General features: G+C 58.9%; 23 protein-coding genes. 4 read left to right on the top strand and 19 right to left on the bottom strand.

Features of this window, described 5'->3' with window-relative positions; genetic code table 11:
• Window positions 1-16 precede the first annotated feature (16 nt).
• The 5 genes from flgD to G3M63_RS11505 form a co-directional block, all read right to left on the bottom strand.
• Complete coding sequence (gene flgD, locus G3M63_RS11525) at window positions 17-703, bottom strand: flagellar hook assembly protein FlgD (RefSeq protein ID WP_163983201.1); 687 nt, start codon at window positions 701-703, stop codon at window positions 17-19.
• A gap of 13 nt (window positions 704-716) precedes the next feature.
• Window positions 717-1,157, bottom strand: coding sequence for a flagellar basal body rod protein FlgC (gene flgC / locus G3M63_RS11520; RefSeq protein WP_150300392.1), 441 nt, complete (start codon window positions 1,155-1,157; stop codon window positions 717-719).
• A gap of 2 nt (window positions 1,158-1,159) precedes the next feature.
• Window positions 1,160-1,564 (bottom strand): flagellar basal body rod protein FlgB, encoded by a 405-nt coding sequence (gene flgB, locus G3M63_RS11515; RefSeq protein ID WP_163983199.1) that lies wholly within the window; start codon window positions 1,562-1,564, stop codon window positions 1,160-1,162.
• 360 nt (window positions 1,565-1,924) lie between these two features.
• Window positions 1,925-2,752 (bottom strand): protein-glutamate O-methyltransferase CheR, encoded by an 828-nt coding sequence (locus G3M63_RS11510; protein ID WP_163983197.1) that lies wholly within the window; start codon window positions 2,750-2,752, stop codon window positions 1,925-1,927.
• A gap of 33 nt (window positions 2,753-2,785) precedes the next feature.
• Window positions 2,786-3,724: a chemotaxis protein CheV gene (locus G3M63_RS11505; RefSeq protein ID WP_150300396.1), complete on the bottom strand. Its 939-nt coding sequence runs from the start codon at window positions 3,722-3,724 to the stop codon at window positions 2,786-2,788.
• Between the two features lie 122 nt (window positions 3,725-3,846).
• On the opposite strand from G3M63_RS11505, the gene flgA reads away from it, so the two are divergent.
• The 4 genes from flgA (at window position 3,847) to G3M63_RS11485 (ending at window position 6,366) form a co-directional block, all read left to right on the top strand.
• A complete protein-coding gene (gene flgA, locus G3M63_RS11500; protein ID WP_163983195.1) occupies window positions 3,847-4,557 on the top strand; it encodes a flagellar basal body P-ring formation chaperone FlgA in 711 nt (236 codons plus the stop codon).
• 142 nt (window positions 4,558-4,699) lie between these two features.
• Window positions 4,700-5,020 (top strand): flagellar biosynthesis anti-sigma factor FlgM, encoded by a 321-nt coding sequence (flgM, locus tag G3M63_RS11495; RefSeq protein ID WP_163983193.1) that lies wholly within the window; start codon window positions 4,700-4,702, stop codon window positions 5,018-5,020.
• Between the two features lie 24 nt (window positions 5,021-5,044).
• Window positions 5,045-5,503 carry a flagella synthesis protein FlgN gene (locus tag G3M63_RS11490; RefSeq protein WP_163983191.1) on the top strand — a complete coding sequence of 153 codons (459 nt, stop codon included), beginning with the start codon at window positions 5,045-5,047 and terminating at the stop codon, window positions 5,501-5,503.
• 116 nt (window positions 5,504-5,619) lie between these two features.
• Window positions 5,620-6,366 (top strand): flagellar brake protein, encoded by a 747-nt coding sequence (locus G3M63_RS11485; RefSeq protein ID WP_163983189.1) that lies wholly within the window; start codon window positions 5,620-5,622, stop codon window positions 6,364-6,366.
• Between the two features lie 306 nt (window positions 6,367-6,672).
• On the opposite strand, the gene G3M63_RS11480 is transcribed toward G3M63_RS11485, so the two are convergent.
• From G3M63_RS11480 to benA, 14 genes are all read right to left on the bottom strand, one after another.
• Complete coding sequence (locus G3M63_RS11480; protein ID WP_150300401.1) at window positions 6,673-7,992, bottom strand: MFS transporter; 1,320 nt, start codon at window positions 7,990-7,992, stop codon at window positions 6,673-6,675.
• A 393-nt stretch (window positions 7,993-8,385) separates the two neighbouring features.
• Window positions 8,386-9,174, bottom strand: coding sequence for a 3-oxoadipate enol-lactonase (pcaD, locus tag G3M63_RS11475; protein ID WP_163983187.1), 789 nt, complete (start codon window positions 9,172-9,174; stop codon window positions 8,386-8,388).
• Window positions 9,175-9,309: 135 nt separating this feature from the next.
• A complete protein-coding gene (pcaF, locus tag G3M63_RS11470; protein ID WP_163983185.1) occupies window positions 9,310-10,515 on the bottom strand; it encodes a 3-oxoadipyl-CoA thiolase in 1,206 nt (401 codons plus the stop codon).
• The gene (locus G3M63_RS11465) at window positions 10,512-11,294 is read right to left on the bottom strand and encodes a CoA-transferase subunit beta (RefSeq protein WP_163983183.1); all 783 of its coding nucleotides are present in this window, start codon (window positions 11,292-11,294) and stop codon (window positions 10,512-10,514) included. The genes pcaF and G3M63_RS11465 overlap by 4 nt, the downstream gene beginning before the upstream one ends.
• On the bottom strand, window positions 11,294-12,151 hold the full coding sequence (locus G3M63_RS11460; protein WP_163983181.1) for a CoA transferase subunit A: 858 nt from the start codon (window positions 12,149-12,151) through the stop codon (window positions 11,294-11,296). The genes G3M63_RS11465 and G3M63_RS11460 overlap by 1 nt, the downstream gene beginning before the upstream one ends.
• 328 nt (window positions 12,152-12,479) lie before the next feature.
• Entirely contained in the window at window positions 12,480-13,688 is a 1,209-nt protein-coding gene (locus G3M63_RS11455; protein WP_163983179.1) for a benzoate/H(+) symporter BenE family transporter, read from the bottom strand.
• Between the two features lie 183 nt (window positions 13,689-13,871).
• Window positions 13,872-14,804: a catechol 1,2-dioxygenase gene (gene catA, locus G3M63_RS11450; RefSeq protein ID WP_163983177.1), complete on the bottom strand. Its 933-nt coding sequence runs from the start codon at window positions 14,802-14,804 to the stop codon at window positions 13,872-13,874.
• A gap of 27 nt (window positions 14,805-14,831) precedes the next feature.
• Window positions 14,832-15,122, bottom strand: a complete 291-nt coding sequence (gene catC / locus G3M63_RS11445; RefSeq protein WP_163983175.1) for a muconolactone Delta-isomerase — start codon at window positions 15,120-15,122, stop codon at window positions 14,832-14,834.
• 21 nt (window positions 15,123-15,143) lie between these two features.
• A complete protein-coding gene (locus G3M63_RS11440) occupies window positions 15,144-16,265 on the bottom strand; it encodes a muconate cycloisomerase family protein (protein ID WP_163983173.1) in 1,122 nt (373 codons plus the stop codon).
• 31 nt (window positions 16,266-16,296) lie between these two features.
• Window positions 16,297-17,628, bottom strand: coding sequence for an aromatic acid/H+ symport family MFS transporter (locus G3M63_RS11435; protein WP_163983171.1), 1,332 nt, complete (start codon window positions 17,626-17,628; stop codon window positions 16,297-16,299).
• Between the two features lie 65 nt (window positions 17,629-17,693).
• On the bottom strand, window positions 17,694-18,473 hold the full coding sequence (locus tag G3M63_RS11430; RefSeq protein ID WP_163983169.1) for a 1,6-dihydroxycyclohexa-2,4-diene-1-carboxylate dehydrogenase: 780 nt from the start codon (window positions 18,471-18,473) through the stop codon (window positions 17,694-17,696).
• Window positions 18,474-18,514: 41 nt separating this feature from the next.
• Complete coding sequence (gene benC, locus G3M63_RS11425; protein ID WP_163983167.1) at window positions 18,515-19,525, bottom strand: benzoate 1,2-dioxygenase electron transfer component BenC; 1,011 nt, start codon at window positions 19,523-19,525, stop codon at window positions 18,515-18,517.
• A 10-nt stretch (window positions 19,526-19,535) separates the two neighbouring features.
• Complete coding sequence (gene benB / locus G3M63_RS11420) at window positions 19,536-20,024, bottom strand: benzoate 1,2-dioxygenase small subunit (RefSeq protein WP_163983165.1); 489 nt, start codon at window positions 20,022-20,024, stop codon at window positions 19,536-19,538.
• Window positions 20,024-21,385 carry a benzoate 1,2-dioxygenase large subunit gene (gene benA / locus G3M63_RS11415; protein WP_163983164.1) on the bottom strand — a complete coding sequence of 454 codons (1,362 nt, stop codon included), beginning with the start codon at window positions 21,383-21,385 and terminating at the stop codon, window positions 20,024-20,026. Before benA ends, benB begins: the two co-directional genes overlap by 1 nt.
• Window positions 21,386-21,547 lie beyond the last annotated feature (162 nt).

Genomic DNA, 21,547 nt, shown 5'->3' with positions numbered 1-21,547 from the left:
CGTGTTCGGACGACGTTTATTTGCTGATAGTCAGTACTTCAGAAAGGCCGATACTGCCGAGGCCGGCAAGGTTCAGAACCATTTCCCCGCCCTGCCCCATGCCAAGCGACACGCTGTCGACATTGGCCGGCAACAGCGTGGCGAGCTGTTTGTTCTCACCATTGATCGAGGCCTGCGCTTCAAACTTGTATTTGCCGGCCGGCAAGGTTTCGCCGCTGCCGTTCTTGCCATCCCACTTGAAATCCAGCATGCCGGCTTCCTTCGCGCCCATGTTCACGGTCGACACAAGGCTGCCCTTTTCGTCATAGACGTTGACCGAGACGTTGTCGCTGCGCTGGGTCAGCGCCAGCTGGCCCTCGATACCTTCCTGCGTATCGACCATGGCATTCATGGTCGGCACGATGACGCTGCGCCCGACCAGCGATGAAGCCTGCAAGGCTTGGGAGGACTGATAACCGCTGAGCAATGAATCCATGCTGGTGTTCATGTTTTCAATGCCTTCGACGGTACTGAACTGCGCCAGCTGCGCAATGAATTCGCCGTTGTCCTGGGGCGACAGCGGATCCTGGTTGTTCATCTGGGCGACCAGCAGGTTCATGAACTCGTTCTTGCCGAGCTCGTCGCCCTTGGCGAAACGCGACTGGTCGACCTTGTACTGATCCAGCAGGCTATCGCCAACGGCGAGATTGTTACTGACGCTCATAGAGTGAAACTCCTTACTGGCCCAGCGTCAGCACGCGCTGCAGCATGGTCTTGGCGGTATTCATGATTTCGACGTTGGTCTGGTAGGAGCGGGAGGCGGACATCATGTTCGCCATTTCCTCGACGACGTTTACGTTGGGATAGAACACATAGCCCTGTTCATCAGCCATCGGATGGTCAGGTTGATAGCGTGGCTGCAGCTCGGCATCGGATTCGACGACGCCACGCACTTCCACCCCGCTTCCCGCTTCGTGCTCGGGGGTAAACAGCGAGCCTCCGCCATTCTGCTGCTGACTGAATACCGTGGCGAATACCGGATTGCGCGCACGGTAGGTTTCGTCGACGCTGCTGGAAACCGTTTCGGCGTTGGCGATATTGCTGGCGACAGTATTGAGCCGCAGTGACTGGGCACTCATGCCGGAACCGGCAATATTGAAGACCTGGCTAAGGGACATGATCAATCTCCGCGCAGGGCTGTCATCAACCCTTTGAATTTGCTGTTGAGGAAGGTGAAGCTGGCCTGGAACTCGATAGCATTCTCGGCGTACTTGGCCTGCTCGACCTGGGTGTCGACCGTGTTGCCATCAATGGATGGCTGCGCCGCGGTGCGGTAACGCAGTCCTGCCGCCTGATCGATAAAGCCGTCCACTGCCATATGCTGGGAATGGGTCTGGCTCGCCTGAAAAGGTTTGCCTGCTCCGGTTTTCTCAGCCTCGAGAACGGCCGCAAAATCCAGATCCCGCGCCTGGTAACCGGGGGTATCGGCATTGGCAATGTTATTGGCAAGCACGGCGGCGCGATCAGCCCTGAAAGCCAGCGCCTTTTCGTGCAATCCAAGTGCTCGGTCGAAACTCAAGCTCATCCCAGCCTCCTCACTCTTTTTTCCGAACTCTTTACTTCTGAGCTCTTTATTTCTGAGCTCTTTATTTCTGAAGCCGGCAAATTGCCGCCGTTTTCGTAGTTGAGAGTGACGAAGCAAATCGCATGCCATAAGTGCAATGCATTAACTTTCAAAGAGATAGGGAACTGGAAGGCAGGAGGCGGCAACGGTTTACCGGCGCCACCACAAGCCAGGCGGCAAGTTTCTGCGCCAGTTAACCAGGCACAACTTTGCTCGATGGACTGACGCCGCGAACCAGAGTTGGCTTGAAACACTGCCGGCTGGGACAGCAGAAGACGCACACAAGAACCAAGCGCGACGCTGCCAACGCCGCGATATCTGTTACCTGGTCTTGTACACGATCCCGGGATTGCACTGCACCATCTGGTACAGCTCGGGCAGGCCGTTCAACGCTTCGGAGGCTCCCAGCATCAGATAGCCGCCGGGCTTCAGGGTGGCGTGGATGCGCCTGAGGATGTCTTTTTTGCGCTCGGCAGAAAAGTAGATGAGTACGTTCCGGCAAAACACAATGTCGAACTTACCCAGGGCCGCATAGCTTTCGAGAAGATTGAGCGCGCGAAACTCGACGCGGCTGCGGATGGGAGCCTTGACCCTCCACCTGCCCGGCAAGGGATTGTCGAAATACCGAACCAATCGATCCTGGGCCAGCCCTCTGCCAATTGACAGACTGTCATACTCGGCGCTTTTGGCTGCCGTCAAAATTCCGCCGGACAGATCAGTCGCAACGATGTTCGCACCTGAGCGCAGCTGGCCCGGATTGCTGCGTTCGAACTCGTCAATCGCCATGCTTAGCGAATAAGGCTCCTGCCCTGAAGAACAGGCAGCTGACCAGATACGCAAGCGCTGACCGGGATTGGACTTGATGAACTCAGGTATCAAACGATTCTTCAGCACTTCGAACGGATAGCTATCACGAAACCACAGGGTTTCGTTGGTCGTCATCGCATCGATGACCGATTCTTTCAAACCCCCGCGGGGCTGGCTCTGAATACGCTGAACCAGCTCCCCCAGATGCTTTATGCCTTGCTGCTCCATCAACCGATTGAGCCGGCTGGCCACCAGGTATTGTTTATTGTCACCCAGAACGATGCCACAGGACTTCTCGAGCAAATCACGAAACTGATGGAAATACTGCTGTTCAGACGTCAAACGATCCGCCCCATCCAGTAATAAGGCGCCCTGTCAGCCAGGTCCGCCGCGCGGCGCGTGCAGCCTGTCGATAACCCGACGGGCAAGCTCGTCCGGTTTGAATTTCGCGAGAAAGTCATCCGCTCCTACCTTTTTTACCATTGCCTGGTTGAATACGCCGGACAAGGATGTGTGCAAAATTATGTGCAAACGTTTGAGACGTGGGTCGTTCCGCACTTCAGCGGTGAGGGTATACCCGTCCATCTCCGGCATTTCAATATCCGATATCATCATCAGCAAGCTCTGCGATACGTCTTCGCCGGAATCAGCTAACGCTTTCAACCAATCCAGCGCCTGACGCCCGTCATTCAGAGCAACGATCTCCACACCTACTTCTTGCAGACAACGGGACACCTGCTTTCGTGCCACTGAGGAGTCATCAACAATCAACACCCTGCGTGAAACTGCGGCAGCCTGAGCCTGCTCATCAATAACGCCAGCGCTGACATTCTCCTGCAAAGGCACCACTTCGGCCAGGATCCGCTCTACATCAATTATCTCGACCAGGCGATCCTCGACCCTGGTTACTGCGGTCAGATAATGGTCACGGCCACTGCCCCGGGGCGGTGGATGGATCTCTGACCAGTTCAGATTGACGATGCGTTCGACGCCGCTGACCAGAAAGCCCTGCACGCGGTAATTGTATTCGGTGATGATGACGAAGGTATTCGCCAGATCAGCCAGACCCGGTCCGCCGATCGCCTTGCGCAGATCAATGATCGGCAAGGTTCCGCCGCGAATATGTGCAACGCCGCGCACCACCGGGTTCAGCCGTGGCAAGACGGTCAGCTTCGGGCACTGCAGTATTTCTTTGACCTTGAAAACGTTGATGCCGTAAAGCTGGTTGCCGGCCAGACGAAACAGCAGCAATTCAAGGCGATTCTCGCCAACCAGCTGGGTACGCTGGTTGACCGAGTCCATTACGCCAGCCATCGGTGACTCCTCACTTTATAGGGTACGGCTTGTCAGGTGCAGCTTTTGGAGCGCGGCACATTTCTTGCTGCAGGGGTGCAAAGCGACATAAACCCGGCGCCATCTCTTCTAAGGTTTCCTGTATGCGTTTCAGTACACACTGCGCCGCGCTGACCATGCTGTTCTCCGCGAGCCTGTCTGCCAGCCCGCTCATAGATCAGCTTATCGGCGCGACCACGGCTTTTCTTGAGCGCGAAATTCAAACGCAGCTGCAGCAGAGCACCCGCCAGGCTCGCTACAGTATTGAGGTCAACCGTCTGGATCCGCGCCTGCGTCTGGCGGTCTGCCCTGACGATGCATTGAAAGCCAGCCTGGAAAGCCCGGCTGTACCGGTGGGACGCGTCACTGTGCGCCTTTCCTGCGAGAGCGATGTACGCTGGCGATTGTTCGTTCCTGCGCAGGTCAGCCTGTTTGAGGATGTTCTGGTCGCGGTGCGTCCGTTAGGCCGCCAGGATGTTATCAGCGCGAGTGATGTCGCCCTGATGGAACGCGACACCGGACTGCTCAACGGCGCTTATCTGACCGACCCACAACAAGCCGTGGGGATGCGTCTGCGCAGGCCGATCGCCGCCGATACCGTTGTCAGCCCAGCGCAACTGGAGCAGGATGAAATTGTTAAACGTGGCGACAAGGTCGTGATCAGCGCCGCCAATACGCAGATATCGGTAAAAATGCCCGGAGAAGCGCTGGAGGGCGGAACGGTAGGCTCGCAGATTCGCGTCAGGAATACGCGCTCCGGCCGCACGGTCAGCGCGAGAGTGGTCGCCCCCGGCCAGGTGTCGGTGGCAATGTGATACCTCTGGCGAACTTGGCTATACTGCGCATTCGGAATGCTAAATGCGAACCAGTCCACATAGTTTTCGCACAATTCACTAAAGGTTTAGCTGCCTCGGCCGTTACAGCTATTAGCGAAGCATTCAGTCTGAGGATAAAGCGATGGTTATCAACTTCAACACTGCCAACGGAGCCAACAGTGCCGGGCGCACAGCCCAGGCCGACGCGGCTGCAGGCAAACGCGACGTGGCTGTGGAAAACAACGCAGCTGACAAGCCGGGCGTGGATAAATCCGCCTCGGGTGAGTCGTCAGTCAAGCTGAGCGATCAGGCCCAGCAAATGAAATCGATCGAAGCACGGCTAAAGGATTTGCCGGAAGTGGACAGCGAACGGGTAGCGCAGCTCAAGCAAGCGATAGCGGACGGCAGTTACAAGCCGGACAGCGGCCGCATTGCCGATAAATTGTTGGGACTCGAAGACTGACGCTTCGGGTCGGTGGAGACGTAGATGACGCTCAAGCAGCTATTTGATCAGGCCGTCAGTGACTGCGAACAGTTCGTCGAACTGCTCGACAGAGAACAGCAGGCGCTGATACAGAACGACATGGTTACGCTTGAGTCGCTGCTCACCAGCAAGGCTCCTCTGGTGTCTGCGCTGAACAGCCATGACCAGCAGATCAACGATCAGGCGCGTCAGCTGGGCAAAATACCCGAGCAAACCATGGAAGCTTTTCTGGAGCCGCTTGGTCAGATGGAGTTGATCGAAAGCTACCAGTCGCTCAGACAGCACCTGACCCGTTGCCGCGATGCCAATCTGCGCAACGCGCGGCTGGTACGCCACAGCCAGCATGCCAACAGCCATCTGCTTGATCTGTTGCGCAACCAGGGCGAATCAAGCCAGGCTGTTTACGACCGCCAGGGCCTCGCTACGCGCAGCCATTCGCAGCGGCCAATAATCAAGGCTTAGGGTCCCGCCACGGCGAGACCAGGTTAGCCAGCAACAAGGCGCATAAGGAGTGGGTAGCCCATAGCCAGCATGCTATACAATGCTTCCCTTGCCATGCCTATTGTCGAGATTCTCCAGTGTCCAGCTTATTAGTGCCAGAAACCGGCCCGCAGCCACCCAGGGAAGTCCGCTCGCCCGTCGAGATCAATGCACTGCTGAAGACTTTGCTGCAATCGCGCGATCAGCTGATCGTCAGCTTTCCCGAACGTAGCCAGAAATTCCAGAGTTTCATCGTTGCAGTCGACCCGGCAAACCATCAACTCTGGATAGATGAACTGGTCCCGAAGGAAGGCGATCGGTACATCACAGAAGGTGAGTCATTTCGGATTGATGCCTGGCATGAAGGCGTTCACCTGCGCTGGCATTGCTCCGCAGCGCAGCGAGTTATTCTGGAAGGGGCACCCGCTTACTGCGCCGCCCTCCCTGGACAGCTTATCTATCACCAGAAGCGTGGCGCATTCCGAGCCATGGTCCAACGGACATTGGAAACAGGTGTGACGCTGGAAAGCGATAAAATTCAACTGAGCGGCCACCTGTTCGATATCTCAGCTACCGGGTGCAAGGCGCTCCTTGCTTCAGACCAGACTCGGACGCTACACCCGGGCGCCGTCATCGAGGCCTGCCAGCTCTATCTGCCTGAGACCGGAACACTGGATATTGCGGTCGAAGTCCGCCACGTGTCGTATGACGAAAACCGGGATGAATCCTATGTCGGTCTCAGATTTCGACAGCCCGGCCCTCAGGCTCAGCGGCAGGTGGACCGCTTCGTCAACTACCTGCAGCGTGAAGCACGCCGCCTGGAAAAGCGCGACGACCTGTTCTGATGTAGCCGAAGGCATCCCACCTCGAGGGTGTGGCGCGCTTGTGCTATGGCACGATTTGCAGGGCCCCTGACCCTGTCGGCGAGCAGGCGCTCACCAACCCCAGGAGTGCGCCTGCGCTACAGTTGATATTTGCAGCGGCATCAGAACCCGTGAACACGCCCGAACGTGCCCGAAGCGCGTGCCAGTTCGGCGCCCCTTGGGGGTGTAGCGCGCCGGCGCTACGCCGATGTCTACGACAGTATCAAACCTCTTCGACACGCCCGAAAAGCATGCCCACCGCAGGACCAGCAGTGCGCCCGGATCAGATCACCCCGGTCGATGGTCTTCCTGGTCGGCATCAAGGTCCGCTGTGCTTGGATAGCTATCAGTCTCGTCCCGCATATGATCCTCGACAAACTGCTCATCAACACGCGGATCAAGCGCTGCGGAAAGTGGCGAGCTCGCCAGGTTACCCGCCGCAGGCATGTAATGACTCGGCTCGGCCTGCAGGTGCTCTCCCGTGACACGGCTCGGGCGTACGTTGATAACGAGAAACATGCTGGATATCGCCATGAACACATAGAGCATTCCCGGGCCGCCGACTTTCATCAGCGCCGAACTGAGCAAGGGGCCGGCGCTGGCGCCGAGCCCGAAGGTGATTAACAGCATCGCCGACAGCAACACCCGTTCTTCCGGCCCGACGTGGTCGTTGGCCAGCGCCACCGCAAGCGGGTACAGGGTGAACGCCAGCATGCCGAACAACCCCGTCAGTATCAGCAATGCATAGCCTGGGACCACTGCCAGCCCCATCACCAGGGTGACGCCAGTAAGGATAATGGCGTTGAGCTGAATCATCTGGCTGCGATCAAGGCGGTCAGACATCCAGCCAACCGGCCACTGCGCCAATAGCCCCGCGCCAATCGCCACAGCCATGAACACACCGACCTGAGACGTCTCCAGCCCAACGCCTGAGGCGTATACCGGCGCCATCCCGTAGAACGAGCCCAGTAACAAACCCGATACGGCAACAGTTGCCAGTGCCAACGGGATGCGACGTAAAAAGAAACCGATGCGCAACGGTGCGGGGTGCAGGGGGGCCGGGTGCAAGCTCTTGGTTACCGCGACTGGCACCAGGCATAGAGAGAAACACATGGCGACGAACAGGATATGGCGAATGTTCAGCTCCGGCATCAGGGTGAACACAAACTGACCGAGCATCAAACCCAGGAAGGTTACCACCATATAACCGGCGAACACCGTTCCGCGCTGGTGGGATTCAGCCTGCTCGTTGAGCCAGCTTTCCAGAACCATGTACTGACACATCATCGCCATGCCGACCAGGACCCGCAGGAACAACCACAACTGAACGCTTTCCGACAGCGCATGCCCCAGCACCGAGGCGGTCACTACGCCAGCGCTGGCCACGAACGCACGTATATGCCCTACCCTCGCAATCAAACGATGGCCCACCGAGGCGCCACCAACCAGGCCCACGTAGTAACAGGTCATCAACGCACCAATCCATATCTCGCTCACTCCGCGCGCAGACAGACTCAAGCCGATATACGTACTCAGCAGGCCGCTGCCCAGGAGCATCAACAAGGTAGCGAAATACAGGGAGGAGAAGGCAGTAAGGGCTTTGGGCATTAATACTCCAGGTACAATCTGATTAACAGGCAGGTGATTCAATTGCTATTGAGGATAGCCTCAATCGCCCGGGAGTTCCCGGACGCATGAGCTATGCCCAATAGCTTTAACAGGTTTGGTTGACGCTGAGGTTGCAGATGCCGAATCTGACGAGTCGCATTCGGGAGCTGACAGGTCGGAAAAACCGCGCAGCTTACTGACAGTACCGCAGTGAAGATAGTCCCCTTTGAGCCTGGGGTACAATTTTCTGACGAAGCCGGTGGCGCCCTGTCCGCCAGCAACCGAAGCCTGGCTGCGCGCATGCCATTTCAGCGGATAGCAATGCGATGAAGGTAGCAGCGACCGGTGCCCTGCCGGCCGCTAACTCTGCGCACAGAGTAATGAATAAGTCGCTTATTTCTTCAGGAACGCCAACACCCTGCGGGTGAACTCATCGCCCATCTGAACATTGGACAAATGCGCCGCGTTGAACTCAACCAGCTCGGCACCTTCGATCGAAGCCTGCATATAGCGTGCGTGCTCTGGGGTGGTGACCTCATCGCCCGTACCGGCAACAATCAGGGTAGGCACCTTGATTGATTCCAGCTGGCCGCGGAAATCGGCGTCCCTGACTGCCGCACAGTTGCCTGCGTAGCCTTCGGGCGACGTCGCAGCCAGCATCTGGGTAATACGCTCAACGGTCTGCGGATTGGACTCAACGTAATTGGGAGTGAACCACCGCGCAACAGAACCATCACGCAGCTCACGCATGGCCTGTTCCCTGCCCTTGAGCACCGTATCGATACGCCCGTTCCATAAGTCGTCATTGGCGATCTTGGCGGCGGTATTGCACAGGATCAGCTTGTCGAGGCGCTGACCGGCGTTGATGCCAAGCCATTGGCCGATCAGGCCGCCCATCGAGAGACCGCAGAACGAGGCGCGCTCGATTTCCAGTGTATCCAGCAGCGCCAGCACGTCCTGTCCAAGCTGCTCGATATTGTAAAAGCCTTCACTGACCACAGACTTGCCGTGGCCGCGGGTGTCGTAGCGCAGCACCTGCAGGTCCTTGGCGAAGGCGGGCATTTGCGTATCCCACATACCCAGGTCGGTTCCCAGGGAATTGCTCAGCACCAGAACCGGCGCACCGGCCGGACCTTCAAGCTGGTAATGCATGGTGCCGTTGGCAGTTTCTACAAAAGACATAGGAGACTCCCTCTACAAGGTGAAAGGATAGTATTCAGACTCTATCAAGCCGCCAGATACAGCAGCCCGAACGTAAAACGCCCCGGACGCTGAACAAGAGGGTCCGGGGCGATAGAGCTTTCGATTCAAATGAGATCAGATGCGTTCAAGCGCAAACGCGGCGCCCTGTCCGACACCCACACACATGGTCGCCAGACCGCGACGGCCGCCTGATTTTTCCAGCTGATGCACTGCCGTCAGCACCAGGCGCGCGCCACTCATGCCCAGAGGATGACCCAGGGCAATGGCGCCGCCATTGGGGTTAACCTGCGGCGCATCGTCAGCCAGGCTCAGATCGCGCAGGACTGCCAACCCCTGACTGGCAAAGGCTTCGTTCAACTCGACCACATCGAAATCGGTTATCTGAAGCTCCAGACGTTGCAGCAGCTTGCGCACGGCGGGTACCGGCCCGTAGCCCATCACACGCGGCGCTACGCCGGCACTGGCCATGCCCAGCACCCGTGCACGCGGCGTCAGGCCATGTTGCTTGACAGCTTCGGCGCTGGCCAAGATCAGCGCGGCCGCGCCGTCGTTCACGCCAGAGGCATTGCCAGCGGTAACCGTCTTGTTCGGACCATTGACCGGTTTGAGTTTGGCCAGCGCTTCGGCCGTAGTCTGCGGACGCAGATGCTCATCCTGCTCAACCACCGTGTCGCCCTTGCGGCCCTTGATGGTGACAGGCACGATTTCGTCGGCAAAAAATCCGGCTTCCTGCGCCGCACCCGCACGTTGCTGGCTACGCAGTGCGAAGGCGTCCTGGTCTTCGCGGGAAATCCCGTAATCCGCAGCGACGTTATCGGCGGTCTGCGGCATGGAATCCACACCGTACTGCTCTTTCATCAACGGGTTGATGAAGCGCCAGCCAATGGTGGTGTCCTCGAGTTTCTGGCCACGGCCAAAGGCCGTATCGGCCTTGCCCATGACATAGGGCGCGCGGGACATCGATTCGACGCCCCCTGCAAAAGCCAGCTCCATCTCACCACTGGCGATCGCGCGGAAGGCAGCGCCCACTGCATCCATCCCCGAAGCGCACAGGCGGTTCAGCGTGATACCGGGAACGCTCTCCGGCAGGCCAGCCAGCAACAGGGCCATGCGCGCGACGTTACGATTATCTTCGCCCGCCTGGTTGGCGCAGCCCATGAACACTTCATCCACCTGAGCAGGGTCCAGCGACAGATTGCGCTCAAGCAGCGCTTTTAACGGCGCAGCGGCCAGGTCATCTGCACGGACGGCAGACAGCCCGCCACCGAAGCGGCCGATGGGTGTGCGTATCGCGTCACAGATAAAAACGTCGCGGCTCATTCTTCACCTCCGGCCTGACCGTGGGCAGCAGCGGTGCGGGCTTCCAGAGCACGCAGCGCTTCCAGCTCTTCGGGCTTGGGCGCTTCAGTCTCGGCAACGTTATCGGCAAAACGAATCTTCCAGCCGGTGTTTTCGACGACTTGCTCGCGAGTAATACCGGGATGCAGCGAAGTGACTACGAATTCCCGGGTGCCCTCCTCGGGCTCCATGATGCACAGATCGGTGATGATCCCCATCGGGCCAGCGCCGGGCAGACCCAGCCGTTTGCGATGATCGCCACCTTCGCCGTGGCCAACCGAGGTGATGAAGGACAACTTGTCGACAAAGGTGCGATGCGACTGTTTGAGGATAATCAGCACTTCTTTAGCGCTGCCGGCAATTTCCGGAGCGCCACCCGCGCCCGGCAGGCGAACCTTGGGCTGGTTGTAGTCCCCGATCACCGTGGTGTTGATGTTGCCAAAGCGATCAACCTGCGCCGCACCGAGAAAGCCAACGTCGATACGCCCACCTTGCAGCCAGTAACGGAAAATTTCGCCGGTGGGCACGACGGTATCAGCCGTTTCTGCCAACTCGCCATCACCGATCGAGAGCGGCAATACGCTGGGCTTGCAGCCAATCGGGCCGGATTCGTAAATCAGCACTACGTCAGGGGAGGTGGTCAACCGCGCCAGGTTGGCGGCTTTGGATGGCAGGCCGATGCCGACAAAACACACGGCGCCATTCTTCAGGCGACGCGAGGCGGCCACGGTCATCATTTCATTGGTGTTGTAGGCAGTCATTATTTGCCCTCCTGCGGTGCGGCAAGCTTGGCCTGAAACTCGCCGAAATCAGCGGTGCCACGGATGTATTCATCAATCCAGGCGGAGAAGGTTTCACGGTCGCGGGCGATCGGATCCCAGCTCTGGTAGAAGCGGTTATCCCGCTCGGTATAACCCAGCGCATAGGATGGGTGCGCGCCGCCGGGTACGTGGCACACAGCGGTCAGCGCCCACTGCGGCAGTACGCAGGCGTTCATTGGTGCTTGCAGGTCGTCGACGATTTCCTCGACGGTGACGATGCAGCGCTTGGCTGCCAGCGCGGCTTCTTTCTGCACGCCAAGGATGCCCCAGAGCAATACGTTGCCCTTGCGGTCAGCCTTCTGCGCATGAATCACAGTGACGTCGGGGCGCACCGAAGGTACTGCAGCCAGCTCTTCGCCGGTGAACGGACAGGTCACGCTCTTGATCAGCGGATTGACCTTGGGCAAATCCGATCCCGCATAGGCGCGCAGAACGGCAAAGGGTAGATTCGAGGCGCCGGCAATGTAGGCGTTGGCCAGATCAGCATGGCTGTGCTCTTCAATTTCCAGCGGCTTGGGCCAGCCCTTCTCGACCGCGTCACGCAGACGATGCAGGGATCCGACGCCCGGGTTGCCGCCCCAGGAGAAAATCAGCTTCTTGGCACAGCCCGCGCCGATCAGCAGGTCGTACACCAGATCGGGCGTCATGCGGATCAGGGTCAGGTCCTGCTTGTTCTGACGGATGATCTCGTGCGACGCAGCGGTCGGAATGAGATGGGTAAAACCTTCGAGGGCGATGCTGTCGCCATCGTTGACGTAGCGGTCAATCGCTTCGGCAAGGGAAATGATCTTGGACATCGGTATAGCTCTCGACTGAATGAGGGGAGCCACCTACAGGGGTGGCGTGAGTTCTACCTTATGCTGATGCAGTCCTGCAAACAATCCGATTATCGGATTAACGTTCGATTATCGAACGCAACAGTTCCCGCGTTGAGAGGCAGCCAAACGGAGATGAGCCCCGACGCGGGAAGCTCGAGTATCACGGGCCGCGATCGGACTCGCCCCCCGGCAGCACCGATAGTGCTGCCCGAAGCAAAACGCAGCGCTGTGGAGGATCAAGTTTCACCTCGACCGGAAGCGTCGTTGAACAGTACGCTGGCCGGGATGGAACCCGGCCCTGCATAGATCAGCGAGCGGGTTCCTGCTCCGCAACGTGCTGGTCCGGTGCAGGCCGGCGCAGGCTCAGCAGCAGGTGAGCCGCTACGCCGAAAATCAGCCCCCAGAACGCGGCGGACAGGCCGAGGAATGACATGCCGGACGCCGTCACCAGAAAGGTGATGAGCGCTGCCTCCCGGTCACTCGGTACAGCCATGGCGCCGGTAAGTGCACCGGCGATGGCGGCAAACAGCGCGAGACCGGCAAGCGCGGCAATCAGCTCAGCTGGAAAAGCAGTGAACAGCGAGACCAGCGTGGCGCCAAACAGCCCGAGCACCAGATAGGTGAGCCCGCCGACCACACCCGCTACGTAACGCCGCTTCGGATCAGGGTGCGCTTCGGGCCCGGTGCAGATCGCGGCAGTAATCGCCGCCAGGGTCAGACCGTGGCAGCCAAACGGCGCCAGCAACAACGAGCCCACAGCACTACTACTGATGATCGGACTCGCGGGGGTCGCATATCCCGAAGCACGCATCACGGCGATACCAGGCACAAACTGCCCGGTCAACGCAACCATCACCAATGGCAGCGCAATGTTCAGTACAGCAGAAAGACTGAATTCAGGCGTAATCCAGACCGGTACCGCCAGTCCGATTACCAGTGCATCCTGGCGCAGATCACCGCTGACCAAGGCAATCAGACAACCGACCACCAGCACAGCCATGACCGCATAGCGTGGCATCAGGCGCTTGCCCATCAGATAGGTGACAAACATTGCCAGCACCAGAACCGGCCGCGACTCCAGCGATACGAATAGCCCTGTGCCAAAGCGAAACAGGATCCCCGCCAGCATTCCCGCAGCAATGGCTGCTGGCAGCTTGCTGATGATCCGGTCGAAGGCGCCGGTTACCCCGACAATGAAAATGATCACCGAAGCGACGATATAGGCGCCCACCGCTTCGTTGAGACTGACCTCAGGCAGCAGCGAAACCAGAAGCGCCGAGCCCGGCGCTGACCAGGCGATGATCACCGGTACCCTGTAACGCAGGCTCAAGCCAATACCGAGCACAGCACTGCCGATGGATATGGCCCAGACCCAGGATGACAGTACGGCATGGGACATTCCTGCGCTTTCCGCTGCCTGGAACACAATAACCAGGGGGCCTGCGTAGGAAATGATGGTGGCGATCAGGCCAGCCACCGCGGCTGACAGAGAAAAATCCTTAACCAGAGCTTTCATGGAATCTCGTCACAGGATCAGGGAGGGAGTAACGCTGGGGTCTGCTGCAGCTGCGTCGCAGGCAGCAGATCCTGACCAGGCTCCGGCCAGAACCTGCGAAGGGTATCGCAGGCTTGTCCGGAGAAAGACGCCAATCTTGTGAATCAGCGCCAGAACACCGAGCGGGCTGATGCCCGGCTCGAATCAGGCATCCTGCAAAGCGCGCGGGCGTGCACTGCGCTGTTCAGCATCGGCCGCTGGCGCGGACTGCAGCTGGAAGTCGAAATCGATGGTTGCAAAGCGACCTTCGACGCCCCGCTCGCTTGCCGCGGCAGCATCTTCAACGAACTGAATATCGGCGATCAGACCTTCACGGGTTGCGTAGGCAAAGTCGTCCCACAGATGTTCATCGCCGGCAAAGTTGAACTGGGTAGTCAGGTGACGATACCCGGGAGCCGAGATGAAGAAGTGCACGTGCGCCGGGCGTTGACCGTGACGACCCAGCTGATCGAGGACTTCCTGAGTCGGACCTTCAGGCGAGCAGCCATATCCGGATGGCACGATGGTGCGGGCGCGGTAGTAGCCTTCGGCATCGGTAATGATCCGGCGGCGCAGGTTGTATTCCGGCTGACTCTTGTCGAAGTAGGAATAGTTGCCCTGCTCGTTGGCATGCCACAGGTCCACGGTGGCGCCGGCAATGGGCTGGCCGTCAATGTCGATCACCCGACCGGAGAGAAACAGCGGCGTGCCCTGCTCTTCGCCTTCGAACATGACAGCTTCGCCCTGGCAGATCGGCGCGCCAGCAACATACAGCGGGCCCTCAATGGTGCGCGGCGTGCCGCCGGTCAGGCCGGCCTGCTCGTCCTTGGCATCCTCCAATAGATCGATGAAATGCTCCACACCCAGACCAGCGACCAGCAATCCGGCTTCGCCACTGGCGCCCAGGCGGTTGACATAATCGACAGCAGTCCAGAATTCGTCCTGGGTTACCTCCAGGTCTTCGATGATCCTGGCGGTGTCCTGCAGGATACGATGCACCAACGCCTTGACGCGCGGGTTGCCCTGCTCGTTACCGAAGCCGCTGGCTTCTTCGAGGAATTTCTGGATTTCAGTGTTCTGTGTGATTGTCACGGACATGGTATTACCTCTTTGTTTTAATGGAAATCAGCGGTCATCGTCACGGATAGATGAGGGGTGACGGCACAATCCGTCGACCTCGATATCCATGTAGGGGTAAAGCGGCAAGCTCATCAGCGTGTCGTGCAGCTCCTCTACACTGGCTACATCGAACACGCTGTAGTTGGCATAGAAACCGGCAATGCGCCACAGGTGACGCCACTTGCCTTCGCGCATCAGTCCTTGGGCCAGGGCCTTTTCGTCGGCCTTGAGCCTTGCGGCTTGCGCCGGGTCCATATCGACCGGAAGGTTGACAGTCATCTTTACGTGAAAAAGCATATTTTTTTCCTCAACAAATTCTTACTTACGGCGGAAGAACGCCAAACGCTCTTCGTCCAGGGTCAGGCCGAGGCCCGGATTACGCGGCACTTCAAGCTGGAACTCGCGGTACACCGGCGCCTCCACGACAATCTCCTCGGTCAGTAGCAGCGGACCGAACAGCTCGGTGTGCCAGGTCAGCTTGTTCAGCGTGACGAATGCATGCGCGGCAGCCATGGTGCCCACCGAGCCTTCCAGCATGGTTCCGCCATACAGCGAGATACCGGCAGCCTCGGCAATCTGTGCCGTGCGCAGCACCGCGCGCGGCCCGCCGTTCTTGGCGATCTTCAGAGCAAAAATACTGGCGGCGCCGTCGGCTGCCAGACTGAAGGCATCCTCAACACTCTCGATGGATTCATCAGCCATGATGGGCGCAGGGCTGCGCTGGTTCAGGCGGATCTGCCCACTGCGGTTGATTCGCGCAATCGGCTGCTCGATCAGATCGATACCGTTATCGCCCAGCACCTGGCAGGCGCGTATCGCCACCGACTCGTCCCAGTACTGGTTGACATCGACCCGCACGCTGGCGCGGTCGCCCAGCGCCTGCTTGATTGCAATCACGTGGCGCAGGTCCTGATTGACCTCGTTGGCACCAATCTTCAGCTTGAAGATGCGATGGCGGCGAATGTCGAGCATCTGCTCGGCTTCGGCGATGTCCTTGGCGGTATCACCACTGGCCAGTGTCCAGGCCACTTCCAGCCCCTCACGTACGCGGCCACCCAGCAGCTCACTGACCGGCAGCCCGAGCCGCTTGCCCTGGGCATCAAGCAAAGCGCTTTCGATACCGGACTTGGCGAAGGTGTTGCCGGTGATGGCCTTGTCCAGACGCAGCATGGCGGCGTTGATATTGGAGGCGTCCTGCCCAACCAGCAGCGGCGCGAAATGGCTGTCGATGTTCTGCTTGATGCTTTCCGGACTTTCATTGCCATAGGCCAAGCCGCCAATCGTGGTGGACTCACCCAGACCTTCAATGCCATCTGAACAGCGCAGGCGGACGATCACCAGCGTCTGGTTCTGCATGGTATGCATCGCCAGCTTGTGCGGGCGGATGGTCGGCAGATCGACGATAACCGTCTCGATACTCTCGATCAGTACTTGGTTCATAGCTTTCCGGTTCTCTTGCTTACTGTTGGTTTCAGGCAACTGCCACCGGCTCGGCACGCGCACCGCGCTCGCTGCTGATGGCGAATGCCATCATTGCGATAGCGGCGATCGCCCCCGGCAGGGCAAAGGCCATGAAGTTGTATTGCAACGGCAAAGCGATACCCATCAGTGCACCACCCAGCAGGGGTCCGACGATCGCGCCGTTGCGGCCGATTCCGGAGGCCCATCCAAGGCCTGTCGAACGGATATTCATGTCATAGAACTGTGCTGCGCAGGCATACAGCAGAATCTGCGAGCCAATGGTGGTCGCCCCGGCAATGGCGATCAGCCCATACAGCACCGGCATCGGGCTGTTGAATCCAAGTAGCGTCAGTGATGCCGCTGCCGCGACGAAGAAGCCAGCCAGCACGCGCGGCAGGTTGAGCCTGTCACCCATGATGCCGCCGCCGACCGCCCCGATGATCGCGCCGATATTCAGTACCAGCAGGAACGACAGACTGGACCCCAGGCTATAACCGGCGCTGGCCATCAACTTGGGCAACCACGAACTGAGCGCGTAAACCATCAACAGGCAGCAGAAGAACGCCACCCACAGGGCCAGGGTGCGCAGCATCCGGCCTTCGGTAAACAGCTGCACCACTGGAGCGCCTGCGGTCTTGATTTCCGAGCCCATCTGCAGTTCACCTACAGCCAGGTCATATTCGGGGTTCACCCGCTTGAGCACCGCCCGTGCTTCCTCATCGCGCCCGTTGCGCAGCATGAAACCGGCCGACTCGGGCAACATCAGCAGCACCAGCGGCAGCAACAACAACGGGATACCCGCCACGAAGAACACCGATGACCAGCCAAACTGTGGGATCAGTACCATGCCCAGCCCGGCCGATAACATGCCGCCCACCGAGTAGCCACTGAACATGATCGCCACCAGCGTGCTGCGGATCTTTTTTGGCGCATATTCATTCATCAGCGCGACGACGTTCGGCATCACCCCGCCAATCCCCAGCCCCGCGATAAAGCGCGCGATGCCGAATTCGGTCGGATTACGCGCGAAGCCGTTCAGCACCGTAAAGCCACTGAACAACACCACGCAGATTGCGATGGCCTTCTTGCGGCCGATGCGATCGGCCAGGGTGCCGAAAATCAACGCACCGAACATCATCCCAAACAACGCATAGCTACCAAGCGCGCCAGCCTGCAACGGGGTCAGGCCCCACTCTTCCATCAGTACTGGCAGCACGACGCCATAAATAACCAGGTCATACCCATCAAAAACAATGATCAGCGCGCACCAGAACAGCAGCATCCAATGGAAGCGATTGAAGCGCGCATTGTCGATCACATCGTGTACATCAATTTTCCGCATGGCTTTGTCTCTCTTGTTTTTATAGTTCGAGGTGACGCTTTTCTGCTATCTATCGCAGCCTGCATTCAGCCGAGATCGCCGCCCGCCACCGGCAGGGTTACACCGGTGATGTAGGTGGCATCATCGGAGGCCAGGAATAGAATCGCGCCAGCCTGCTCGTCGATGGTGCCGTAGCGTTTCATCAGGCTACTGTCGACGGTCTGGTCGACGATCTGCTGATACCAGATCTTTTCCTGCTCGCTCTGCTCGGCGGTGTTGCGCGGAATACGGCGCGGAGGCGCTTCGGTACCGCCCGGCGCGGTGGCGTTCACGCGCACACCGCGGTCAGCTGTTTCCAGCGCAAGGCAAGCGGTCAGCGCATTGACGCCACCCTTGGCCGCGCCATAGGGCACGCGGTTTACGCCACGGGTCGCCACGGACGAAACGTTGACGATGGCACCGCTACCCTGCTCCAGCATTTGCGGTAATGCGGCGTGGCAGCACCAGAGCGTGGGGAACAATGAACGCCGCACTTCGGCTTCGATTTCATGCTCCTGATAGTGCTCGAAGGGCTTGGCCCAGATGGTGCCGCCGACGTTATTGATCAGGATATCCAGACGACCGAAGCGCTCGACGGCAGCCTTCATCACCTGATTGCAGTCAGCAAACTGTTCGAGGTCGGCGGTCAGGGTCAGCACTTCGGCTCCCTGCGCGCCGAGCTCGATGGACAGCTCATGCACCAGCTCCGAACGGTCAACCAGCACCAGCTGGCCTCCTTCTGCAGCCATGCGCTCAGCGACGCGCCGGCCGATGCCCTGCGCCGCACCCGTGATGACTGCGACCTTGTTGCAAAAACGTTGTGTCATGTCAGAGGTCCTGTATGTGAAGGGGCTAGCGCCTGAACTGATCAGGCGCTGGCAGCAAACTTCTCGTAGAAGAAATTCACAGGCTCGAGGCCCTGCTCACGCAGGTGCTGGCTGACGGATTCGACCATTGCCGGCGGACCGCACAGGTAGACGTCCACTTCCCCATCGTTCAGGTGTTTCGGCTCGATATGCTGGGTGACGTAGCCCTTCAGCGGGTGCGCGGTATCCGGGCTGGATACACAGGTGCTGTAGGTAAAATTGGGGATGCGCTCGGCAAAGTCGTCGAGTTTCTCCATTTCCACCAGGTCATGATCCTGCGACACGCCGTAGATCAGATGCAGCGGATGCTCACTGCCCTGGGCAGCAATCTTGTCGAGCATCGCAGTGAAGGGCGCCAGACCGGTACCACCGGCCAGCAACAACAGCGGACGCTTGATGTCGCGCAGATAGAAGCTGCCCAGCGGTCCCGCCAGGCTCAGCGTATCGCCGGCCTTGGCCATGCCTGTGAGGAAGCTGCTCATCAACCCGCCCGGCACGTTGCGAATCAGAAAACTGACCTCGCCCTCGCGCGGCATGGAGCTGAAGGAATAGGCGCGAGTCTGATCGCTGCCCGGGACCTGCAGGTTCACGTACTGGCCCGGCAGGAACGCCAAACGATGCAGCGCTTCACCCTTGAGCGACAGCGCAATGGTGCTTTCGGACAGCTGGCGGATATCACTGATGGCTGCCTCGATGCTGACCTGGGTGGTCTTGCACACCTCGCTGGACGCCGGAACGCTGATGACGCAATCGCTCTCGGCGACCATCTGGCAGGTCAGTACGTAGCCCTGCTCGGCTTCGTCTTCGCTCAGCGCGTCCTCGATGTATTCCTCGCCGAGGTCGTAGCTGCCGGATTCAGCCTTGCACTTGCAGGCACCGCAGGCGCCATCGCGGCAGTCCAGCGGCACGTTGATACCTTGGCGATAGGCTGCGTCGGCAACGGTTTCGCCGGGGTTGGTATCGATGAAGCGGGTGACGCCGTCTTCAAAATTCAATGCGATCATGTGGGTCATGACAATGCCCTCAGAGATGGTAGACGTCGATCATCTGGCGGATGTAATCGTTCTTCAGCACTACTTTCTTGGCCTTGATCAGCGGCTGCTCACCACGCACATCAAGGGTGTAGAAGCTGGTCCCGTAGAAATGATCGACAGTCTTGTAACGGAAACTCAGGGTGTGCCAGTTGAAGCGCAGCTTGCACAGTCCATCAGCCTGCTCGAGCAGCTCGAGATTGTTGATGTTGTGTGAGGTGCGGGTGTCCGGCATCGTGGCGCTGGAGCGATCAGTACGGATACGGAACACGCGGTCTTCAAGTCCGCTGCGATTGCCGTACCAGATCAGCGAAATCTCGGTCTGCGGATTCTCGGTCAGACGGTCCTTATCGTCCCAGGCAGGCATCCAGAAGGTGGCGTCAGAGGCATAGAGCTCAAGCCAGTTATCCCAGTCCTTGTCATCCAGGTAGCGCGCTTCGCGGTACAGGAAGTCACGCGCTGTTTCGTAGGAAATTGTCATCACGCACCCTCCACGTGGATCAGTTGGTCCTGTTCTTTCTCGGCTGCCCGCTTCATCGACTCCTGCCAGAACTTGTGTTGCAGCACGAACAGGCCTTCGTCTTCACTGCGCGCGCCGCTCATGATGGGTTCCAGACCGATCTCAGCCGCGCCTTCGTCCGCGCCGTCGATCCAGTGCTTGGCGCCGCGGGACATGTCGTTCCATTCCGCCGCAGCGCCCTTGTAACCTTCCTGGCACGCGCGGAATTCTTCCAGATCGTCCGGTGTCGCCATGCCGCTGACGTTGAAGAAATCTTCGTACTGGCGGATACGGCGTGAGCGCGCTTCGGCGCTTTCGCCGCGGGGAGCGATGCAGTAGATGGTGACCTCGGTCTTGTCGACCGAAATCGGCCGGGCAACACGCAGTTGCGAACCGAACTGGTCCATCAGATACAGGTTGGGATACAGGCACAGGTTGCGGGAATTCTCGATCATCCAGTCAGTACGGGCCTGGCCGAACTCCTCGATCATTTCTTCCCGGCGGCTGTAGAGCGGACGGTCTTCAGGATTGTCCCAGCGCGTCCAGAGCAGCAGATGGCCGTTCTCGAAGGAATAGAAACCACCGCCCTTCTTGCCCCAGCCACCAGCACTCATGGCACGCACGTCGTCGCCCGCTTCGCGCAGCTTGCGCTGGTTCTGGGTGGCAGCGTAATTCCAGTGCACCGCGCTGACGTGGTAACCATCGGCACCGTTTTCCGCCTGCAACTTCCAGTTGCCTTCGTAGACATAGGTGGACGCACCGCGCAGCACTTCGAGGCCATCAGGCGACTGGTCGACGACCATATCGATGATTTTTTTCGATTCGCCGAGGAATTCGTCCAGCGATGCAACGTCTTCACGCAGGCTGCCAAACAGGAATCCGCGGTAGGATTCAAACCGCGCGACCTTCTTCAGATCATGCGAGCCTTCGCAGTTGAAGCTGTCCGGGTAGCCCGCTTCCTTGGGATCCTTGACCTTCAGCAGCTTGCCGGAGTTATTGAAGGTCCAGCCGTGGAAGGGACAGGTATAGGTCGACTTGTTGCCGCTCTTGTAGCGACACAGCATTGCGCCACGGTGACTGCAAGCGTTGATGAACGCATTCAGCTCGCCGTCCTTGTTCCGTGCGATGAAGATCGGCTGGCGGCCCATATAGGTCGTGTAGTAGTCATTCTTCTCCGGAATCTGGCTCTCATGCGCGAGATACAACCAGTTCCCCTCGAAGATGTGCTTCATCTCCAATTCAAACAGACGAGGATTGGTGAAGATTTCACGTTTGCAGCGAAAAGTGCCCTTTTCGTGATCGTCTTCCAGCAGGCTATCAAAGTATTCGGGTCGCAAGGTCATGGCCAAGGCTCCACATTATTGTTTCAACAAGATGAAGACTATGTGGCAACAGGGCCTGGCAATATCCGCTTTCTGCACTGAAGCTATCCGTTTTCTGCAGACTGCAGAAAGTGGATGAACGGGGCCGCTAGGGGAATGTCGGACACGAAAAAGCGTCTCTCT

Source organism: Pseudomonas sp. OIL-1 (assembly GCF_010669185.1).
Lineage (GTDB): Bacteria > Pseudomonadota > Gammaproteobacteria > Pseudomonadales > Pseudomonadaceae > Halopseudomonas > Halopseudomonas profundi.
This window is presented reverse-complemented; position numbering and strand designations above follow the sequence as displayed.